The following is a 17,516-nucleotide window of genomic DNA, read 5'->3' as shown; positions in this document are numbered from 1 at the left end:
TTTGCTCACTTCCTCATCAATAGTAATAATAATTAAAATCTGCATTCTTCTTCGCACCGTTGTAAACAACACCTAAAATCGTTGCTTGTGCAATGGCTAGCAGTTCTTTCGCTTTGATTAATTCTTGTTTCATTGTTTTGCGTTCTCGGACGACTAAAAGTGTCCCATCTGTTTTTGCGGCTAAGATCTGAGCATCAGTGACTGTTGCAATGGGTGGTAAATCAAAAATGATCAAATCAAATAATGCTTTTAGTTGTTCGATCACTTCTTCCATTCGTTTCGAATCAAGTAGTTCGGATGGATTCGGTGGTTTCGGTCCACTTGTCATGACCCAAAGATTTTCGACGGAACTGGTATGATAATATGATTCCGGTCTTCCTTCACGATCGCCTAAGAAATTACTTAATCCATTGACATTTGGCAATTGAAAAGTCAATGCTACACTTGGTTTTCTCAAATCAGCATCAACCAGCAAAACTCTTTTGCCACTATTTGCGAATACGACAGCTAAGTTAGCAGCTGTTGTTGATTTTCCTTCACCTGGACCAGATGAAGTCACGACCATCGTCTTCAATTCACGATCGACAGAAGCAAATTGGATATTTGAACGGATCGTCCGATATTGTTCGGAAACCATGGCATTTTTATCGGTAATGCTGAGGAGTGAAACAGGTAAAATAGTGTTTTTCTTCATAAATACTTCTCCTTATACACGTTTTCGTGAACGACGGCTTTCTCTTTGTTCAGTTGTTTCAATCGTTTCGACTTCTGCTGGTTGAAACATACGGCCGTTTTCAAGTTCTTTCTTCGTCATTTCATTGACATCTCCAAGTATCGGCAATCCTAATTCTTCTGTGACAAAACGTTCATCTTTAACTGTTTTATCTAACAACTCTAGAAGAAAGGCTAATCCGACTCCAATCATCAAGCCAAGTAACCCACCAATAACTACGTTCAACATGTTATTTGGTGAAACAGGTGTAGGATTGCTTTGTGCTGCAGAAGTGATCGTCACTTTATTGACATTCAATACGTCCGTTGCTTTTGATTGGAAAACTTGTGCTGTGACGTTGGCGATATCCGTCGCATGATCTGGATTATCAACAGTTGCAACGATTTGGAACATTTGTGAGTTTTGTGATTGATTGACACTGATCACCGATTTCAACTCACCCTTTGTAAGACTTTGTCCATAATTTTGTTCAAGTTCTCTTTGAACATCATTGATGACAACATCACCTAAAATCATATCTTTGTAAGTATTGATCAACAATACGTTAGCGTTGACATCTTGTAGATTCGTATTCGTATTTTCTGCTTTTGACTGAACGATCATCTCAGCTGATGAACTGTATTTAGGTGTGATCAAAAAGAACGTGACTCCAGCAGCTAATGCAAATCCGGCAAGCGTGGTCGCAAGAATCAGCAACCAACGCTTTCTTAAAATCTCAAATAATTCTCCTAGACTAATCGTTTCTTCCATGTTTTCTCCACTTTCTATCGTTAATATCTTTTCTTAACTTTTCGTCTTCTTAATAGTTCGCTCAACATCCAGATGATGAAACTACAAATAATGAGCACGATTCCCCATTGGATAAATGTTACAATAAAGTTGCTTAGATACGTAGTTAAAAAATGATAGAGCGACTTTGAATTGATGCCGATACGCTCGACCATTTTTGAAAGGTACACAAAAAGAGGTAACGCTAAAAGCATTAGACCAGCGCCACCCACTGCATAACTTAAATAGCGTAACGCACGATGGAAAAAACGTGTGTCGATTGCAATGATCGCAATCACTAATAATGCAGAAACTGTCATTGTAAAGAAGATCAATAAGGTCAGCGTTCTTTTATACCCCATCACTTGCTTCCCATAGGTCAAAAGATAAGGGATCTCAATATATTCACTATAGGTTTCGATGGCAGATTTTTTTAGATTATCAATCGATTGTTGCGTTTCTGCATTGATTTCATAATTGTTTTCTTTCGCATAATCTTCGACTTTTTTCTGGATGATTTTGTCTACATCCTCTGTCCGTTCAATCAAAAAAGGAATGTCTGTATAAATGGTGCGAATATAGTGTTCAACATTCGATTGTACATAAGCTTGAGGAACAGTGTCTGCCAATATATCTGCAGGAATATTGCTTCCTCGACCTAGATCGCTGATTCTTTGATTGATCTCAGAGGTGATCGTTTCTGAATAATTGGCTTCTTCCATGGCTTTTTCCATAAACTGTTGGTTGAACAACGTTAGTCTCAATACAACTAACGTCATGCCGGCAAACAAACTCAAAGAACAAATAAAAGTAAGTAGCCAACGAGACCCTTTTTGCATGAATTTTTGCGTACTCATGATTTCCTCCTATTTATTAGGATTGATCAACGGACCTTCAACTAACTCACAGATAACAAAAAGTCGTTCATCCGTCATGCCTAAACTATCAACAGGATAGCATGTATAAAGAAGCAGTATTGGTTTATCTTTTTGACTGATCAATTCATTGATTTCCGGATCATCTTTATGACGAATCACCATTTCTTTTACTTGATAGCGGTAATTCGCATAGGTCGTCTTAGCTGTCACGATATCATTTGTTTGAATACCGCTTAGCTTACCAAACCCATCAACATTGTGCCCACCGACTAGTGACGTTCCAGTCTCACCTATGTAGACAGAACCCATATATTGTCCGGCACCTTTTCTTAATATCTCATCGGTATCTCCAAAATACAAAGGCACATTCAGATCTAAAGAATCTACCATGATGTCACCATAGCGTTCGCCACCTCTAGGGTAAGCGATACTGCTAGATGCCAGTTCATTGTTCTCATCTTTAGCGACATCTTCTTCTTTTACAGCTTCAAAGCTTTGTTCTTGCGTTTCGAATGTTGGAACATCTGAAAGTAAAAACAAATTTAAAGAAGAAGTGGCAAAATGAATGACAGGTCTTCCTATGACGTACATTAGAGAATAACCAGCTGCCAAAAAAAAGACAGGGACAAAAAGCATTGCCCCTAGTCTCTTAAGCAGCTTGCGCTTTTTACGCAATCTTTGTCTTTCTTCCTACTATAACCGCACCTGCTGCGACTAATAGTAATGAAGCAATTGCCATTGCACTAGCGGTATAATTACCACCTGTTTGTTTAATTGGAGAACTAGTGCTAAAAGCTGGTGAAGTTGTTCCATCAGCATTTTTTGCACCGATTTGGATATCGCTACCATTCCAACTTAGTACAACTAATCCCAACGCGTCAGCAACTCTTGTTACCTCTTGTTGGATTTGCATGATGATATCCCGCGGTAAAGCACGAATCAAATCATCAAGCGTGTTGATTCCTGTCATATCGATTGTTACTGAACCTAACAGATTACGCACATTTTGAATACCTGTAACGGCAGTTTCTACTTGTGCATCCGTTAAATCATTTTGCTTCAAATGGTTTTCGGCTTGTGTAATGTAAGTATCAGGGACAGTGAATTCTTTTCCTTGAATACTTACTGGTGCTTTTAACAAGTCTAGGATCTGTTGCTCATTCGCAGAAATCGCGCCAGCGGCATCTACAGGAACAGTGAACAATAATGCAGTGAAAAATACAACTAAATATCCGACAAACTTTTTCATCCATTCGACCTCCTTTGCATTTTATTGTGAAGGCTTTCAGCCTTCAGATAAAACATTATAGAAAATAACATTATTCATTTTATTTTCTACATTTCTTATACTATCACATAGAGTTAGCTGACACAATTTATATAACCTAAGTAAATTTATGTTTTTTTGGGCCTATCAGCCATGTTGATATTAAGTGTATAAAAAAGGATAAGATTCCCATCCCCTAGCAATTTTTGTCACAGTATAGATTATATTCATATAATCTTTTTGTTTGCGAATATCTAGGTTAAATGTCAGGTGATTTACCTGACATTTTCCAAGGACTCACCTAACACTAAACCTGGTTCTGCATTCAGTCGATAATCAGCAAGATGCCCTTTTCGCCATTCGACAGATGCAGCGGCTCCGATCATTGCCGCATTGTCCCCACAAAGACGTAATGGTGGTACGATCAGTTCCAATTCAGGTAATTCTGTGGCTAAATTTTTTCTCAAACTTTCTCTTAGTCCTTGATTAGCAGCAACACCGCCTGCAAGGATTAATTGCTTCACCGGATAAATTTTGCAAGCACGTATCGTTTTTGTTACCAAGACTTCGACAACACTGGCTTGAAAACTCGCAGCAAGGTCTGCTCGATCTAATTCTTCCCCTCGTTGCTCCGCGTTGTGGACTAAATTGATAAATGCACTTTTTAAGCCACTGAAACTAAAATCATAGTTATCTTCGCGAAGCATTGCCCGAGGAAAGTGGTAGGCATCTTTCCCTTGATGGGCTAATTCATCGATTTCTTTTCCACTTGGATAGCTCAATCCTAAAACACGTCCTACTTTGTCGTAGGCTTCTCCAGCGGCATCGTCTCTTGTTTCACCGATGATCTCATAAGCGCCATCTTCTTCCATATAAACTAACTCCGTGTGCCCTCCACTGACCAACAACGCCATCAATGGAAATTCATACGCTTTTTCGAAGCGGGCGGAGTAAATATGTCCTGCCATATGATTGACAGGGATCAATGGCAGATGATTTGCCCAAGCAAAAGCCTTTGCTGCTGAAATACCGATGAGTAATGCCCCCACAAGGCCTGGTCCTTCTGTGACAGCAACCGCGGTAAGTTGTTCGGCGGTCACGCCTGCTTCCACCAACGCTTCTTCAAGACATAAAGTAATTTGCTCTACATGATGGCGACTGGCCACTTCAGGTACGATCCCGCCAAAGCGTTTATGGCTGTTGATTTGAGAGGCAACGATATTTGATAAGATTTCTTGCCCATCTTTCACGACCGCTACGCTTGTTTCATCACAGCTTGACTCAATTGCTAAAATCAATTCTGTTTGTTTTTCATTCATGGTTTCATCACCTCTGTTTTTAGCTTTGTACACATGATGACCGCATCCTCGACCGGATCATGATAGTAGGCTTTTCGTTTACCTACTTGGCGGAATTTTTCTGATTCGTAAAGGTGTTGGGCAGCAATATTTGACTGTCGTACTTCTAAAAAAACACTATGCGCTTGGTTAGCTTTTTCTCGTTGCAGCATCTCTTGTAATAATTGTCTTGCTACACCTTTGTGTTGTTCAGCAGTCAGAACTGCAAGATTCGTCACTTCTACTTCATCAAGTACTTTGGCATATCCAATAAAACCAATGATTTCCTCTGCTTGATGAACGACTAAATAATTGGTTTGTGGTTGTTGGATATCAGACAAAAATTGATCTTTTGTCCAAGGTGACCCATTTAAAAAAGCATCGTCACTGACTTGCCAAAGCGCTTGGGCTAATTTTGTATCATTGAAAGCTGTTTTTTCTTCAATCACTTTATTTCACTCTTCTTTTAATAGTTTTACCATATCTAAGGCATCTTCATTCGTTTCTGTATAATACCCTTTTTTTACTTTTCTCGATTGGAAGCCTAGTTTTCTGTATAAGCGTTGGGCATTCTGATTACTGATCCGTACTTCTAATGACATGGTCTCGCATTGATTCATCCGTGCGAATGTCTCGATCTCGTTGATTAAATAGGTACCGACACGCTGCCGTTGGTAACTCGGACTGACCGCAATGTTTGTGAGATGGCAATCGAGTCCTAATACTCTGGATCCAACAAAGCCGAATAATTCTTCTCGATCGAATATCCCTAAATATAAAGTCATGAATGGGGAAGTCAGCTCTGAGATGAACGCACTTTTTGTCCAAGGTAATTCCCCCAAATAAACTTCCCGTTCGATACTTAACAACGCCTTGACATCATCAACTGTCAGTTCCCGTATTTGAAATTGCTTTTCGCCTACAGTGACCGTTTTCTCTGGATAATCTGCTTTTTCTTGAAGCATGGTCCGTAGATAGGCTTTAAATTTTTTCAACATAGCTTTCTTCTCCTGGCGTATGTGTCTCCAACCATTTTTCTTCTGCTTCCACTCGTTTTAAGTAACGTGGTAAAAAGGCTTGGATATCGTTGACCGGATTACTTGAAGCCCCTAATTGCGCGACGACAACTCCACTAGGAATATCCCAAAGTGGCAAGGAGTTACGCTTAGCATCAGGTATTGATTCAGCGATTTCTGAGTTGAATTTGTGGCAATCGCTACCGACAAAAGTGATCGATCCATCCATTTGTTTTAATTTTTCGGTTAATTCTACGAAAGCAATATGTCTGTCCTCTAGAACGTTTTCTAATGTTCCATGATGCCAGCGATAGGCACCAGCATAAACATTTTTTCTTCTCGCATCAAACATCGGTACAATGATTCCTTCGATTCCTACGCAATTTGCTGCAAGTACAGCAAGACTGGAAACACCAACCAATTCTTTATTTAAAGTATATGCTAATGTCTTGGCAGTTGTGACACCGATTCTCAATCCTGTATAAGAGCCTGGACCACTTGACACAGCAATTCGATCGATTTGTTCTGGTGTGAGTTGGCAATCTGAGATCAATTGATCCAACGCTGGCATCAACGTCAGACTATGATTTTTCTTTCTATTGATTTGGATTTGACCTAACACTGTTTCGTCTTCCAATACGCCAACAGCTAAGGTTTGATTTGCTGTATCGATCCCTAATGTAATCATTTGACCGTTCCCTTCTACTACTCTAATGTCGTTTATCATTGTAGCATACTTCGAGGTAAAAAAGGGGAGGAAAAATCAAGTTTGGCTCTCGCCGCTGTCGAAATTTCCACCCCTATACTTAGGTTGATAATCGTCTATTTGATCGTAGATTGTTTTGTTGATTCTCGTAAAATTAGTTCTGTCGCGATCGTGATTTTTCTTGCAACCGGTGCAGTACTATGGATTAACTGGGTCAATGTCTCAACTGCCAACTCCCCCATCCATTCGGTGTACACTTTGACTGTAGAGAGGGGTGGTGAGACATACTTTGCCACGCTGATATCATTGAAGCCAATCACTGAGATATCTTGCGGAATAGTCAATCCTGCTTCTTTGATTGCCTTCAATGCACCAATTGCTAATGCATCATTCGCAGCAAACAACGCATCCGGTAATTCCTTTTCTTGCAATAAAAAATCATGAACAGCTTGATATCCTGCCTCCACTGAAAAATCCGCTTCAATGATCTTTCCTGTGAGGTTCTTTTCTTCACTGATCAGTTTTTGAAAAATTGCCGTTCTAGGATCAGTCACCGGTGTTCGGTGTTGCTTCGTGTACTCTTTTCCGGCTAACATCACGAGTTGTTTGACTTCTTCTTGTAAGAAATGATCCATCACTAAGCGAAGACTCGACTCAAAATCAACGACTAATGAATCGATGCCAAATCTTGTGCCATCTGAATCGACAAGTAAAAGGTTCTCTTGCGTACGTTTCAATTCTTTCAATTGCTCTTCGTCAAACTTTCCTAAAGCAATCGTTCCATCTGCAGATTGCTCACTGATGGCATCCCATGTTTCCTTGATAAGGCGAATATTCGCTTCTTCCGCTTTTTTTTCGATTCCTAAGCGTATAGAAAGATAATAAAGATCTTCTAATTCTTCTTGTGTATCATACCATTGGATCAATTTGATCGTTTGTTTTTCAGAGGCTAGATTCTTATGATGTTTTTTATAATTCAAGTGTTCAGCTACTTCAAAAATTTTTTGTTTCGTTTCCATTCCTACTGACAATTTCTCATCATAATTCAGCACTCTTGAGACAGTGGCAGGAGAAACTCCCGCCAACTGAGCAATATCTTTGATTGTGGCCATTCGTTTCCCCTCCTGTAAGTGACCGATGCTTATAATGTTTCAGTAAAGCGCAAGAACGCAGCTCTTCCTTGTTCGTCCCGTTTGAAGACACCGGCATCTTCTAAAACTCTGGCGAAGACTTGCCCAACAGCATTTTGGATAACAACTGTCGCAGTCTCTTCAGTCAAATCAGGATTTGCTTGTTTTAGCTGTTCTGCCCATTCACGATGGTAGTCCGCGACTTGATTTTCTTCACCCAGTAGATATTGCTTCACTTCTTCCAATTCTGGTTTTAAGCGTGGCGGCAACACAGCCAACCCCATAACTTCGATCAAGCCAATGTTTTCTTTTTTGATATGTTGGATATCACGATGAGGATGGAAAATCCCTTCAGGATATTCTTCGGACACATTGTTGTCGCGCAATACTAAGTCGATTTCAAAGTAATCCTCTCTGCGACGAGCAATCGGCGTGATCGTGTGGTGTGGCGTACCATCTGCTGAATAGGCGATGACTGATACTGATTCATCTGAATAGTTCTGCCATTTGTTTAAGACCGCATCTGCTGCTTCTACTAATAAATCTTTATCGGGCGACTGTAACCGGATCACCGACATCGGCCATTTGACGATCCCTGCAATCACCTGCGGATACTCGCTTAGCTTGATCAATTTCTCCATCGGCGCTTTTGCCATCGGAAATTCGTGACGTCCAGCTTGATAATGGTCATGTGAAAGGATCGATCCACCAACGATCGGCAAATCAGCATTTGAACCTACGAAATAGTGTGGTAAGACTTCAGTGATCTTCAACAACCGAGCAAACGTTTCTTTAGTGATGCGCATTGGTCGATGTTCTTCTGATAAAATGATCGAGTGTTCATTGTAGTAGGCATAAGGCGAATACTGAAATCCCCAACTTTCTCCGTCTAAGTTCATTCGGATGATTCGATGATTGGTTCGTGCTGGGTAATTCAACCTTCCTTTGTACCCTTCATTTTCCATACATAACATACACGATGGGTAATTGACTTGTACCGCTTTTCTTTCTGCAGCAATTTGTTTTGGCTCTTTTTCAGGTTTAGATAGATTGATCGTGATTTCCAACTCCCCATATTCAGACGGATAAGTATACACGATATTTTTTGCGATGGCTCGTGTTTTGATATAGTCATTGTTGCGGCTCAACTGATAAAAATAATCCGTTGCTTCTTCTGGACTTTTTGAATAATGTTGAGCAAAAAAAGCATTGACAACAGAAGGTGGTGGCGTCAAGAAATCCATCAATTGTGCCTCAAATATTTCTCGGTCAGCTGTGACATCCGTCACCAAGCCATTTTCTTTTGCTTGTTCAACTAAACGATCCAATAGATCGACCGATTCTTCTTGCACTGGACGTACTTCAAAAGAGTCGCCGGCTTCTTCGCCAATAAGACCTAAAATACGATTTTGTAAGTAGATACGGTCCATTTCCATCCAACCACCAGACGCGATTGCTAGTGTGACAAAATCTGCAATTGTTTGACTAATCGTCATTTTCTTCCACCTACTTTTCATACCCGTTAGGATGGCTTTCATGCCATGCCCAAGCAGTTTTGATGATTTCTTTCACATCTGTATATTCAGGTGCCCAGCCAAGGATTGCTCTCGCTTTTTCACTTGACGCTACTAAACGACTTGGATCACCTGCTCTTCGTGGTGCGATTTTCGCAGGAATATCACGGCCTGTGACTTCTCGTGCTGCTTCTAGCATCTCTGTGACTGAATAACCTTTGTTACTTCCCAAGTTGAAGAAGTTGCTTTCATTTCCAGCTTTTAAATATTCTAAAGCTAAAATATGCGCAGCAATCAGATCTTCTACTTGTACGTAATCTCTGATACATGTTCCGTCTGGCGTATCATAATTATCCCCATAGATTGCTAATGACTCTCGTTGGCCTAAAGCTACTTGTAAAATGATCGGCACTAAATGAGTTTCGGGCGTATGATCTTCGCCGATCGACGCATCATTCTTAGCTCCTGCTACATTAAAATAGCGTAAAGCCACATAACGCATGCCATATGCTTCGTCACACCATTTCATCATTTTTTCCATCATCAACTTACTTTCGCCATAAGGATTTTTCGGATTCGTTGGTGACCCCTCTGTAATTGGCGATTCTTTTGGCTCACCGTAAGTCGCAGCTGTTGAAGAAAAGACAATCCGTTTCACATCAAACTCGTGCATTACTTCTAATAATATTTGCATGCCATAAACATTATTATTGAAGTAGACTAAGGGTTTTTCAACTGATTCACCGACTAACGAGCTCGCTGCAAAGTGCAAGACGCCCTCAATCGTTTCTTTTTGGAAAACTCCACGTAAAAATTCTTTGTCACGAATATCGCCTTCATAAAAACGTGCATCAGTATGAACTGCTTGACGATGGCCTGTCAAAAGATTATCCACGACTGCTACATCATAGCCCTTTTCAATTAATTGATCGACGGCATGGGAACCAATATAGCCTGCTCCGCCTAATACTAAAATTGTCATGTTAAGACTCCTTTATCCATATAATTATATTCGTTATTTATTTTAACAAAAGTGATGACCAGAAAACAGGGACTTTTTTTGACAAAACCTTCTTTCATTTTATTTAGTAAATTTATAATAAAACATTTAGTAAATTTTTTCAACATTTTATTGTAAAGGGTTTCAAATAAAAAAACGAAAGACTAGCGTTTTTCCTTGTTTTGCTTCATAATAGAAGTGTCAAATAGATAAATGAGGTGAATCATTATGAAAAAATTTGTATCAGGTATCTTAGTAGGTAGCTTGGCTACTGTAGCAGCTGTGGCTGGTTTAGTAACTTCTGTGAAGAAAACAGTCATCGACCCAATCGACGAAAAAGAAGCAATGATTGAAGAAAATCGTAAAAAAGCAATGAGAAAACGTGTGTCACGATAAGAGCTAGTGATTGAAGCATTCAGCTTCAAAAACAAAAAACCCAAAGTTGTTCTTCAATTTTTTGGGTTTTTTTGTTTCTACCGAGTTTTTTCTAAAACTCGCATTTTTAAGTTACGATAGAAATGGAAGCTGACAAATAGCACAGTTGTGTTTCCACTATCTCCCTCATGCTATCCAAAAAGAACGTTCTTACAAGTGTCAGGACAGAAGTGTTTAGCCTCGAGAAATAAGGCGCCATCCACGAAAATTGTTCTTCAAATTTTTGTGGATGGCGCCTTATTTCCCAAGAGGTTACTTCTGTTCCCGCCGTTTATTCGGTTTTAGTTGGTGGAAGAGAACTAATGTCCCTCTCTCCTAAAGGAACGTTCTTTTTATGATTTTTCTGCTAAAATCAGTTGTGCGATACGATCAATTTGTCTAAGATTCCAAAAATCGACATGGGGTCTCGGAACGGAGGCTGTTAACCATTCTACCCCTTCAGTTGGGATGCCGATACAATACAAATTGTTTTGTACTTCTCCATGGGCATCGATCACACGTGAATTTTCTCGTTCGATTGCTACCGCACCAGAAACGAAATCGCCACTTGGATCATGCAACTGGAATGGCTGAAGGATCTGGGCATCACGTAGACTGATCAAGGCTGGATTTCTTGTTGTTCGTAAGTCATTTTTTGGTAATCGTGCCTCAATTAGATAGCTACTTGTAAGCCCTTCTGGTTCCAGGTGAAATCTCTTGTCCTTTCCTACAACAGTAAAAGGAGGTTCCACCAAATGGAAAATTCCTGCATCGATCAATGCTGCTAATTCCTGCGTTCTTCGTAAAGGCGGACCAATAGTAAAAAACGCATCAAACGTATTGAACCATTGCCACAATATTTCTTTATATTCTTTTGCAGAAAAAACTTCCAATAGCATCACTTGATGCACGATATTTCGCCAATCTTTCAATGCATCCAACGTCGCAATCAATGGACCACTCACATTGCCTTTTAACGCTTCATTGATTTGATCTTCGATATACCTCCGACTCATTTGTTGATACGGCAACGTGTGGTCGATCAAGTGATCCAGTAAGTTCCATGACCACAAGTGGCTTGATAATTCAGGATATTTTCGCAGCCATTCCTTTTCTGTAGCCCCAAGAAAGACTTCTTGAAATCCGCTGAGAGCAATCGACACCCCATGTTCCTCGATCACTTTTTTATAATAAAACAATTCGAGATCTTTTTTTAAGTCAGTAAAAAAATCCTCCCCAGTCAGTTTTTTAGTACGATAATACATATTTAATCGTTCTTGCGTCAGAATGACTGGTTGTGCCACCTCGCCAACTTTTTTCTGGTTGCGTCCGTGGGGATAGTAAGGTAAGCCTCGCCGAGAACCGCAATAGACGACTGGCTCTTCTCCCGACGGACGATAAACCAATCGACCTTCCAATTCTTCAAAGCGACCGCCTCGTTGTTGTGTCAACAAACCAATATAATCAAAAAAACAGAGTCCTAACCCCCGAATAAACACCGGTTCTTGGGCAGGAATCATCGATAAATCAACATCGGCTGGATTAGCTGGTCCTTGGTAAAATAAGTGATGCTCAGCCGCATACTCACTTAATTGGCTTTCTTCTGACGTTTGTTCATGTTCCCAATGACCCGTTGCTAGGATCAGTTGATCCACCACATAGGCTTCTTCTTTAGTTCGCAGAATGAATTGTTTCTCTTTCTTGGTGGCTTCGATAACTAATTCTTGTATATAATCGAAACGATCAGAAAATCGTTCTTGTAGGCGCGCGTAAAACCATTGGAGATAGACGCCAAAGAAGCGACGACTTGTTGGTTGATTTTCTAATAAATTAGCTGCTTCACACAAAAACGCTTCTTTTTCTTTGATAGTTGTCTGACTAAGATAAGAAGGGGCAAATTCTTTCGCCCATTGATAAAGATTCACTCCGTTAGCGACCACGCCTCCACTACTTAATGTCTCATCCGTAAACATCGTCACTTGTGACGCCAATGAATTCATCAGTACTTCTTTTGGCTGATCGACTCGCCAAACCTTGCCACCGATTCCACTTGGATCAAAAAGGAGGATCTCAATATTTTCTTGTTGTTGATTATAGAGTAAACGCTCTAACATGCTAAGTCCACGAGGTCCTGCCCCGATGATCCCAATTCTCATCTATCCACCTACCTATATGTATTTGCTTGATTGTCACGCATCTTTTCTCTTGATTTCACTCAATACGCGCTACAATGATTTACTTGGCTAACTCACTGAGGAGCAACAGTTCTTCATGTTTTTTATTTTGTGACCAACTGATTTCCAAATAACATCCGTAAATTAAAAAACCGAATTTAGGAAAACATTTTGTGATGACTACCTTTATCATATCCTCTCATTCCATCATAGCATAATTTTTCTGCAATAAGAAAAAACAACAAGAAAAAGGAGCGAATAACCGCTCTTATTCTTGTTGCTACTAAGGTAACATAAGAAGTACAAGACTCCTCGTTAGATTTTTTTACTTTTGATTTTACCTGACCAACCATCATAGCCACCTTTTAAGATATAGATATCTTGGTAACCTGCTTTACGCAGTTGGTTAGCTGTACGAATACTCAAACTTTTCTTTTGATCATAAATATAAACCGGTTGGTCTTTACGAATCGAACCAAGTGAATTTTTTAGTACTGTATATGGAATATTTCTAGCGCCTAAAATATGACCCGCATCAAAGACATCTTTTTCACGAACATCGATGACTTGTGCACGACGCATTCCTTCACGAAATTCTTCTTCTTCAAGCATTGTTGCAGAACGTTTAGCCATTACTCGTAAGTAAACTTCCCAAAATACGATAGCTAAGATGATCAGTAATAAAATGATGTTAATAATCCATAAAACCATGTCGTGCCTCCACTTTATTCAGCATATTTCAAGGCTAATGAGGCAGCACCGATAACGCCTGCTTCATTTCCTAATTCAGCTAATTTAATTTTTGTTGATTCTCTCACTTGTGGGAAGGTAAATTCTTTGAAGTATTTCTCCACACGACTGCGTAAAAATTCTCCCGCAGCTGATACGCCTCCACCGATGACAATACTTGATGGATTCAACGTGTTTCCTAAATTCCCGCAAGCTAGTCCTAGATATAGACAGACACGATCGACCACCATCAAACCAAATGGATCTTCTGCTTCTGCTAATTCAAAAACATCTTTACTTGTTACTTCTTCACCATTATCAAGCATCGCTTTCAAGCGTGAATCACCGGCATATTCTTCTGCCAAATGACGGGCCACTCGAACGACACCTGTCGCACTTGAGACAGTTTCTAAACAGCCACGTTTGCCACAAGTACATTCGAATCCATTTGGATCGATCGTAATGTGTCCTACTTCTCCAGCGGCTCCAGTCACCCCATGAAGTAAATGACCATCCGCCACAATACCGCCACCAACACCTGTACCTAGAGTGATGAATACGACATCAGGATCATTTTCGCCTGCACCTTTCCAACGTTCGCCTAATGCTGCGACATTGGCGTCATTATCGATGGCAAATTTGATGCCCGTTCCTTCTTCAATCATTTTTTTTACAAATTGAAGCTCGCGCCAATTTAAATTGTAAGCACCAATCACTGTACCAGCTTCGCTGTCGACTGTTCCTGGTGTTCCCATGCCGATACCGATGAAATCTTCCGCTTTCATATGGTATAGATTTAAACGATGGTTGATAGACTCAATGATTTCAGGAATAATGTGTTTGCCATCATCCAAAATATTGGTATCGATACTCCATTTCTGTTGAATTTCTCCGTCAGGTGTCAAGATCGCAAATTTTGCTGTTGTTCCACCTAAATCAATCCCAATAATTTTTTTGTCCATGATCAAATTCCTTTCTTTCTGCTCTCTTCGATTCGGTGTTCTCTTTTTAAGATGTGCCACGCAGTCATATATGTTTCGTGATCGATCAAATGATTATCATAAAGCTTACGTAATTCGATCGTCATCAATTCAATATCATAAATCCGTGCTCCCACATAAATAAAGATACCAAATCTCTTGAATAGCTGTTGTACGTCGTATAAGCTTTCCATTTAAAGCACTTCCTTCACATTATACAAGTATTCCATAATTTTTTAAACCCACTAAAACACATATTATAAAAAGAAAGAGAAAAACGATCGACGATATAATACGATGATGGATTGAGTAATCATTGGATCGATTTGGTAATCCTAATAGATTCCCTATCAGGAAACCTCCGATCAAGCCACCAACATGTCCCCAGATATCTACTGAGGTATCTGATATACCGAATATAAAAGAAAAAACAATGAATATCATGTAACGGCGTACAAGCTGTTTCACCAGATAATCATTTTTGTAATGAATACCTAGAACAAATAACGCACCAAATAAACCAAAAAGTGATGTACTTGCCCCACCAGATAATACGTTCATTTCATTGAAGGCAAAACTGGTCACATTTCCCATGATACCACTAAGTAAATAAATCAAGAAAAAGCGCCAATGACCGTATACCGTTTCGATTTGTGAACCCATAAAATACAAAACGACAGAGTTCAGTACAAAATGCATCATCCCAAAATGGATAAATATTGGTGTGATCAAACGCCACCATTCATGTAGGTAGGCAATATGCTGGCCAGACATGCCTAGTCCAAAAGCCACGCTATTACCAGGTAATACCTCCATTGCGAAAAAGACGATTGTTTGGATTACTAAAAAAATCTGTGTTAAAAATGGCCCATCGAGCCAAGATTTTAATTTGAATTGTTGCTGCCGATTTACTTTCATATATACCCCCTTGTTTTTTTAGTCGTTCAATAAATGTTGGATTTTCTTATCAAAGTCTTCTGGTTCCCAATCATTATGAATCATCTCTTTGAAAGTCAAGCTGCACGTTTGATGCGGATACTCTTCCAGATAGCGATCGTAATACCCTCCACCAAAGCCGATTCTGTACCCATCTGGATGAAAGATGATTCCTGGGACGATCAATAAATCGATCATCGTTGCCTCATAAAAATGCGTTGAAACAGGTTCTAACACACCAAAACTTGAACGTTCTAAAACTGTGTGCTCAGAGAACTCATAAAATGCCATTTGACGTTTTGGCAATGTTTTGGGGATCACAACGATTTTCCCTGAGGCTCTCGCTTGTTCGATCAACGGTCGTGTATCTATTTCAAATTCATTTGAAAGAGTTATACCGATGACTTGCGCCTGCTTCCAATACTCGGTTGCAAACAATTGCTTATAGATTTTTTGTTCTTTTTCTTTTTTGTAGCCACTTGCAGCAATTTTTTTAAGTTCATTAATGCCATATTGACGGAGCTGTTCTTTTTTCTGCTTTTCGTGTCCCAAATAATCACCTGCCTACCTTCTGTTAAAATGGTAGCGGAAAACGGAGAAAATAGCAATTTAACTTTTTAGATTTTTGGATTTGTTCTGTCTAATTTTAGTTAGGACATCGATTTATCCCCATTTGATGTTAACAATCGTCAATCATTCATTCGTTAGATAACACTGAAAAGCATTATAGTTTATGTGGAATCGATGAATAAAGGTTACTCTTTCTTGATGTATACGACAGAAGAAAAATCATTCACAGACTAGATGAAAACTAGTGATGCGAATGATTTTTTTGTTTATATTTGTTTTTCAATTTTCAACTTAACAATTCATGAATAGAGACTTTTTACCATCTATAATTTCTATCTTTTATTATTCGTAGTTGATATAGATTTTACTTAAGTAATTGTGTTCTAAAAATAAAACAATTGCTTGAACTACTTCTTCCAAGCTATCTTTCATTGAGATTTGATTTATTTTGTTGATATTAAAACATTTTAATTGTTCAATAATAAGGGATTTATCTTTGATTAACCACGGTGAATCATCATACCATCCCTCATGATGAAAGTATTCTTTCAAAATCCCCTTTTTTTCTAAATTACAATCTAATAAGTTATCTAAAATTGTATCAAAATACCCGTTCCAAATTATAAGTTTATTGCCATCAGCTATAAAAGAAAGCTCTGCTTCTCCTTCGAAACCTTCATAAAACTTATTGTCAATCATACCATTCACTCCTTCCAATGACCTTTTTCCAAAATTATAATTTGTTCTGTAGTAGCATTTCCTTTTTTTCTTGCATTTATAGCATCATACCATTTATACGCTTCTACCCATTCATTATCACCAATTTTGAAAAAATTTTGGGGCTTGTTCCCTCCATTTCCAGGTAGTATTCTTTGGATGACCCATGTATTGCCCTGTTCAACAGGTGCTCCTGGAGTTCTTGTATGCCACCTCACTTCATACTTAAATTCACCATCATTCCACTTATAAGTAATCTGTTCATAACCAGCATTCATTGTCTTGGCATTAATTTTTACGTTATCAGGAATATCTATAGGTGCTGTTTTCTTATATTGATTTGCAATTTTAAGTTTCTCTGCTTCAGTTAGCGTGGATAGCTTTGGTATATTTCCACCACCCACCTCCTCAATCTTAGCATTTTCCACCTGTTTCACGCCAGTGGTCGTCAAGACTTTGTAAGACGCATACGTAAAGCCTAAGATCATCAGGGCTTGACCGAGTTCAGATTCATTGATCCATGTGTAGCCGTCTTTGACGTATTGTGAGGTAGAGACGAGACTGCCTAAGAGTGGGTCTAGTTTTTCACCAGTTTCATAATTAACACCTTGGCGCCAAGCCACATTGACTTTTTCTTGGTAAGTATC

The 17,516-nt window shown here is 39.3% G+C and carries 20 protein-coding genes and 1 pseudogene; 1 reads left to right on the top strand and 20 read right to left on the bottom strand.

Going from position 1 to position 17,516, the window contains the following annotated elements; translation table 11 throughout:
• Positions 1 to 16: 16 nt before the first annotated feature.
• The 12 genes from ACH0AK_RS14445 to galE all read right to left on the bottom strand — a co-directional run bounded on the left by ACH0AK_RS14445 (position 17) and on the right by galE (position 10,331).
• The gene (locus ACH0AK_RS14445) at positions 17 to 694 is read right to left on the bottom strand and encodes a CpsD/CapB family tyrosine-protein kinase (RefSeq protein ID WP_023519869.1); all 678 of its coding nucleotides are present in this window, start codon (positions 692 to 694) and stop codon (positions 17 to 19) included.
• 12 nt (positions 695 to 706) lie between these two features.
• Positions 707 to 1,483, bottom strand: coding sequence for a YveK family protein (locus ACH0AK_RS14440; RefSeq protein WP_010735161.1), 777 nt, complete (start codon positions 1,481 to 1,483; stop codon positions 707 to 709).
• 20 nt (positions 1,484 to 1,503) lie between these two features.
• Positions 1,504 to 2,358 carry a hypothetical protein gene (locus ACH0AK_RS14435; protein ID WP_226076970.1) on the bottom strand — a complete coding sequence of 285 codons (855 nt, stop codon included), beginning with the start codon at positions 2,356 to 2,358 and terminating at the stop codon, positions 1,504 to 1,506.
• A gap of 9 nt (positions 2,359 to 2,367) precedes the next feature.
• A complete protein-coding gene (locus tag ACH0AK_RS14430) occupies positions 2,368 to 3,015 on the bottom strand; it encodes a class D sortase (protein WP_023519871.1) in 648 nt (215 codons plus the stop codon).
• A 31-nt stretch (positions 3,016 to 3,046) separates the two neighbouring features.
• Positions 3,047 to 3,628, bottom strand: a complete 582-nt coding sequence (locus ACH0AK_RS14425; protein WP_226076972.1) for a hypothetical protein — start codon at positions 3,626 to 3,628, stop codon at positions 3,047 to 3,049.
• A 293-nt stretch (positions 3,629 to 3,921) separates the two neighbouring features.
• The gene (tsaD, locus tag ACH0AK_RS14420) at positions 3,922 to 4,965 is read right to left on the bottom strand and encodes a tRNA (adenosine(37)-N6)-threonylcarbamoyltransferase complex transferase subunit TsaD (RefSeq protein WP_010735157.1); all 1,044 of its coding nucleotides are present in this window, start codon (positions 4,963 to 4,965) and stop codon (positions 3,922 to 3,924) included.
• Complete coding sequence (gene rimI, locus ACH0AK_RS14415; protein WP_010735156.1) at positions 4,962 to 5,432, bottom strand: ribosomal protein S18-alanine N-acetyltransferase; 471 nt, start codon at positions 5,430 to 5,432, stop codon at positions 4,962 to 4,964. The genes tsaD and rimI (ACH0AK_RS14415) overlap by 4 nt, the downstream gene beginning before the upstream one ends.
• Before the next feature lie 6 nt (positions 5,433 to 5,438).
• Positions 5,439 to 5,981, bottom strand: a complete 543-nt coding sequence (gene rimI, locus ACH0AK_RS14410; protein WP_023519872.1) for a ribosomal protein S18-alanine N-acetyltransferase — start codon at positions 5,979 to 5,981, stop codon at positions 5,439 to 5,441.
• Positions 5,965 to 6,687 (bottom strand): tRNA (adenosine(37)-N6)-threonylcarbamoyltransferase complex dimerization subunit type 1 TsaB, encoded by a 723-nt coding sequence (tsaB, locus tag ACH0AK_RS14405; RefSeq protein WP_010735154.1) that lies wholly within the window; start codon positions 6,685 to 6,687, stop codon positions 5,965 to 5,967. Before tsaB ends, rimI (ACH0AK_RS14410) begins: the two co-directional genes overlap by 17 nt.
• Positions 6,688 to 6,821: 134 nt before the next feature.
• Positions 6,822 to 7,817 carry a LacI family DNA-binding transcriptional regulator gene (locus ACH0AK_RS14400; protein ID WP_010735153.1) on the bottom strand — a complete coding sequence of 332 codons (996 nt, stop codon included), beginning with the start codon at positions 7,815 to 7,817 and terminating at the stop codon, positions 6,822 to 6,824.
• Positions 7,818 to 7,846: 29 nt separating this feature from the next.
• Positions 7,847 to 9,331: a UDP-glucose--hexose-1-phosphate uridylyltransferase gene (galT, locus tag ACH0AK_RS14395; protein WP_226076974.1), complete on the bottom strand. Its 1,485-nt coding sequence runs from the start codon at positions 9,329 to 9,331 to the stop codon at positions 7,847 to 7,849.
• A 10-nt stretch (positions 9,332 to 9,341) separates the two neighbouring features.
• A complete protein-coding gene (galE, locus tag ACH0AK_RS14390) occupies positions 9,342 to 10,331 on the bottom strand; it encodes a UDP-glucose 4-epimerase GalE (RefSeq protein WP_226076976.1) in 990 nt (329 codons plus the stop codon).
• 246 nt (positions 10,332 to 10,577) lie between these two features.
• Between galE and ACH0AK_RS14385 the strand changes: the two genes are divergently transcribed.
• Entirely contained in the window at positions 10,578 to 10,745 is a 168-nt protein-coding gene (locus ACH0AK_RS14385; RefSeq protein WP_010735150.1) for a DUF3042 family protein, read from the top strand.
• Positions 10,746 to 11,116: 371 nt separating this feature from the next.
• Here the strand turns inward: ACH0AK_RS14385 and ACH0AK_RS14380 are convergent, their stop codons facing one another.
• The 8 genes and pseudogenes from ACH0AK_RS14380 to ACH0AK_RS14345 form a co-directional block, all read right to left on the bottom strand.
• Complete coding sequence (locus ACH0AK_RS14380) at positions 11,117 to 12,919, bottom strand: FAD/NAD(P)-binding protein (protein ID WP_499797044.1); 1,803 nt, start codon at positions 12,917 to 12,919, stop codon at positions 11,117 to 11,119.
• Between the two features lie 333 nt (positions 12,920 to 13,252).
• The gene (locus tag ACH0AK_RS14375) at positions 13,253 to 13,648 is read right to left on the bottom strand and encodes a rhodanese-like domain-containing protein (RefSeq protein ID WP_010735146.1); all 396 of its coding nucleotides are present in this window, start codon (positions 13,646 to 13,648) and stop codon (positions 13,253 to 13,255) included.
• Between the two features lie 14 nt (positions 13,649 to 13,662).
• Positions 13,663 to 14,628, bottom strand: coding sequence for an ROK family glucokinase (locus tag ACH0AK_RS14370; RefSeq protein WP_226076980.1), 966 nt, complete (start codon positions 14,626 to 14,628; stop codon positions 13,663 to 13,665).
• Between the two features lie 2 nt (positions 14,629 to 14,630).
• Complete coding sequence (locus ACH0AK_RS14365) at positions 14,631 to 14,840, bottom strand: YqgQ family protein (RefSeq protein ID WP_010735144.1); 210 nt, start codon at positions 14,838 to 14,840, stop codon at positions 14,631 to 14,633.
• A 19-nt stretch (positions 14,841 to 14,859) separates the two neighbouring features.
• Positions 14,860 to 15,564, bottom strand: a complete 705-nt coding sequence (locus tag ACH0AK_RS14360; RefSeq protein WP_226076982.1) for a rhomboid family intramembrane serine protease — start codon at positions 15,562 to 15,564, stop codon at positions 14,860 to 14,862.
• 18 nt (positions 15,565 to 15,582) lie between these two features.
• Positions 15,583 to 16,134, bottom strand: a complete 552-nt coding sequence (locus ACH0AK_RS14355; protein WP_226076984.1) for a 5-formyltetrahydrofolate cyclo-ligase — start codon at positions 16,132 to 16,134, stop codon at positions 15,583 to 15,585.
• A 360-nt stretch (positions 16,135 to 16,494) separates the two neighbouring features.
• The gene (locus ACH0AK_RS14350) at positions 16,495 to 16,851 is read right to left on the bottom strand and encodes a hypothetical protein (RefSeq protein WP_438846587.1); all 357 of its coding nucleotides are present in this window, start codon (positions 16,849 to 16,851) and stop codon (positions 16,495 to 16,497) included.
• Between the two features lie 5 nt (positions 16,852 to 16,856).
• Positions 16,857 to 17,516: pseudogene (locus ACH0AK_RS14345) on the bottom strand (transposase); the annotation flags it as partial.

The organism is Enterococcus pernyi, assembly GCF_045371165.1.
Lineage (GTDB): Bacteria > Bacillota > Bacilli > Lactobacillales > Enterococcaceae > Enterococcus_B > Enterococcus_B pernyi.
Note: the sequence above shows the minus strand (reverse complement) of the source record. Positions and strands in the feature narration are given on the sequence as shown.

What these genes read in the sequence shown, in the direction of transcription:
- ACH0AK_RS14350 (WP_438846587.1), bottom strand. Translation starts at nt 16,851, where the DNA reads ATGATTGACAATAAGTTTTATGAAGGTTTCGAAGGAGAAGCAGAGCTT.
- ACH0AK_RS14385 (WP_010735150.1), top strand. Translation starts at nt 10,578, where the DNA reads ATGAAAAAATTTGTATCAGGTATCTTAGTAGGTAGCTTGGCTACTGTA.
- ACH0AK_RS14400 (WP_010735153.1), bottom strand. Translation starts at nt 7,817, where the DNA reads ATGGCCACAATCAAAGATATTGCTCAGTTGGCGGGAGTTTCTCCTGCC.
- ACH0AK_RS14445 (WP_023519869.1), bottom strand. Translation starts at nt 694, where the DNA reads ATGAAGAAAAACACTATTTTACCTGTTTCACTCCTCAGCATTACCGAT.
- ACH0AK_RS14365 (WP_010735144.1), bottom strand. Translation starts at nt 14,840, where the DNA reads ATGGAAAGCTTATACGACGTACAACAGCTATTCAAGAGATTTGGTATC.
- ACH0AK_RS14425 (WP_226076972.1), bottom strand. Translation starts at nt 3,628, where the DNA reads ATGAAAAAGTTTGTCGGATATTTAGTTGTATTTTTCACTGCATTATTG.
- ACH0AK_RS14440 (WP_010735161.1), bottom strand. Translation starts at nt 1,483, where the DNA reads ATGGAAGAAACGATTAGTCTAGGAGAATTATTTGAGATTTTAAGAAAG.
- ACH0AK_RS14435 (WP_226076970.1), bottom strand. Translation starts at nt 2,358, where the DNA reads ATGAGTACGCAAAAATTCATGCAAAAAGGGTCTCGTTGGCTACTTACT.
- ACH0AK_RS14370 (WP_226076980.1), bottom strand. Translation starts at nt 14,628, where the DNA reads ATGGACAAAAAAATTATTGGGATTGATTTAGGTGGAACAACAGCAAAA.
- tsaD (WP_010735157.1), bottom strand. Translation starts at nt 4,965, where the DNA reads ATGAATGAAAAACAAACAGAATTGATTTTAGCAATTGAGTCAAGCTGT.
- ACH0AK_RS14430 (WP_023519871.1), bottom strand. Translation starts at nt 3,015, where the DNA reads ATGCTTTTTGTCCCTGTCTTTTTTTTGGCAGCTGGTTATTCTCTAATG.
- ACH0AK_RS14380 (WP_499797044.1), bottom strand. Translation starts at nt 12,919, where the DNA reads ATGAGAATTGGGATCATCGGGGCAGGACCTCGTGGACTTAGCATGTTA.
- tsaB (WP_010735154.1), bottom strand. Translation starts at nt 6,687, where the DNA reads ATGATTACATTAGGGATCGATACAGCAAATCAAACCTTAGCTGTTGGC.
- galE (WP_226076976.1), bottom strand. Translation starts at nt 10,331, where the DNA reads ATGACAATTTTAGTATTAGGCGGAGCAGGCTATATTGGTTCCCATGCC.
- ACH0AK_RS14360 (WP_226076982.1), bottom strand. Translation starts at nt 15,564, where the DNA reads ATGAAAGTAAATCGGCAGCAACAATTCAAATTAAAATCTTGGCTCGAT.
- rimI (WP_023519872.1), bottom strand. Translation starts at nt 5,981, where the DNA reads ATGTTGAAAAAATTTAAAGCCTATCTACGGACCATGCTTCAAGAAAAA.
- ACH0AK_RS14375 (WP_010735146.1), bottom strand. Translation starts at nt 13,648, where the DNA reads ATGGTTTTATGGATTATTAACATCATTTTATTACTGATCATCTTAGCT.
- galT (WP_226076974.1), bottom strand. Translation starts at nt 9,331, where the DNA reads ATGACGATTAGTCAAACAATTGCAGATTTTGTCACACTAGCAATCGCG.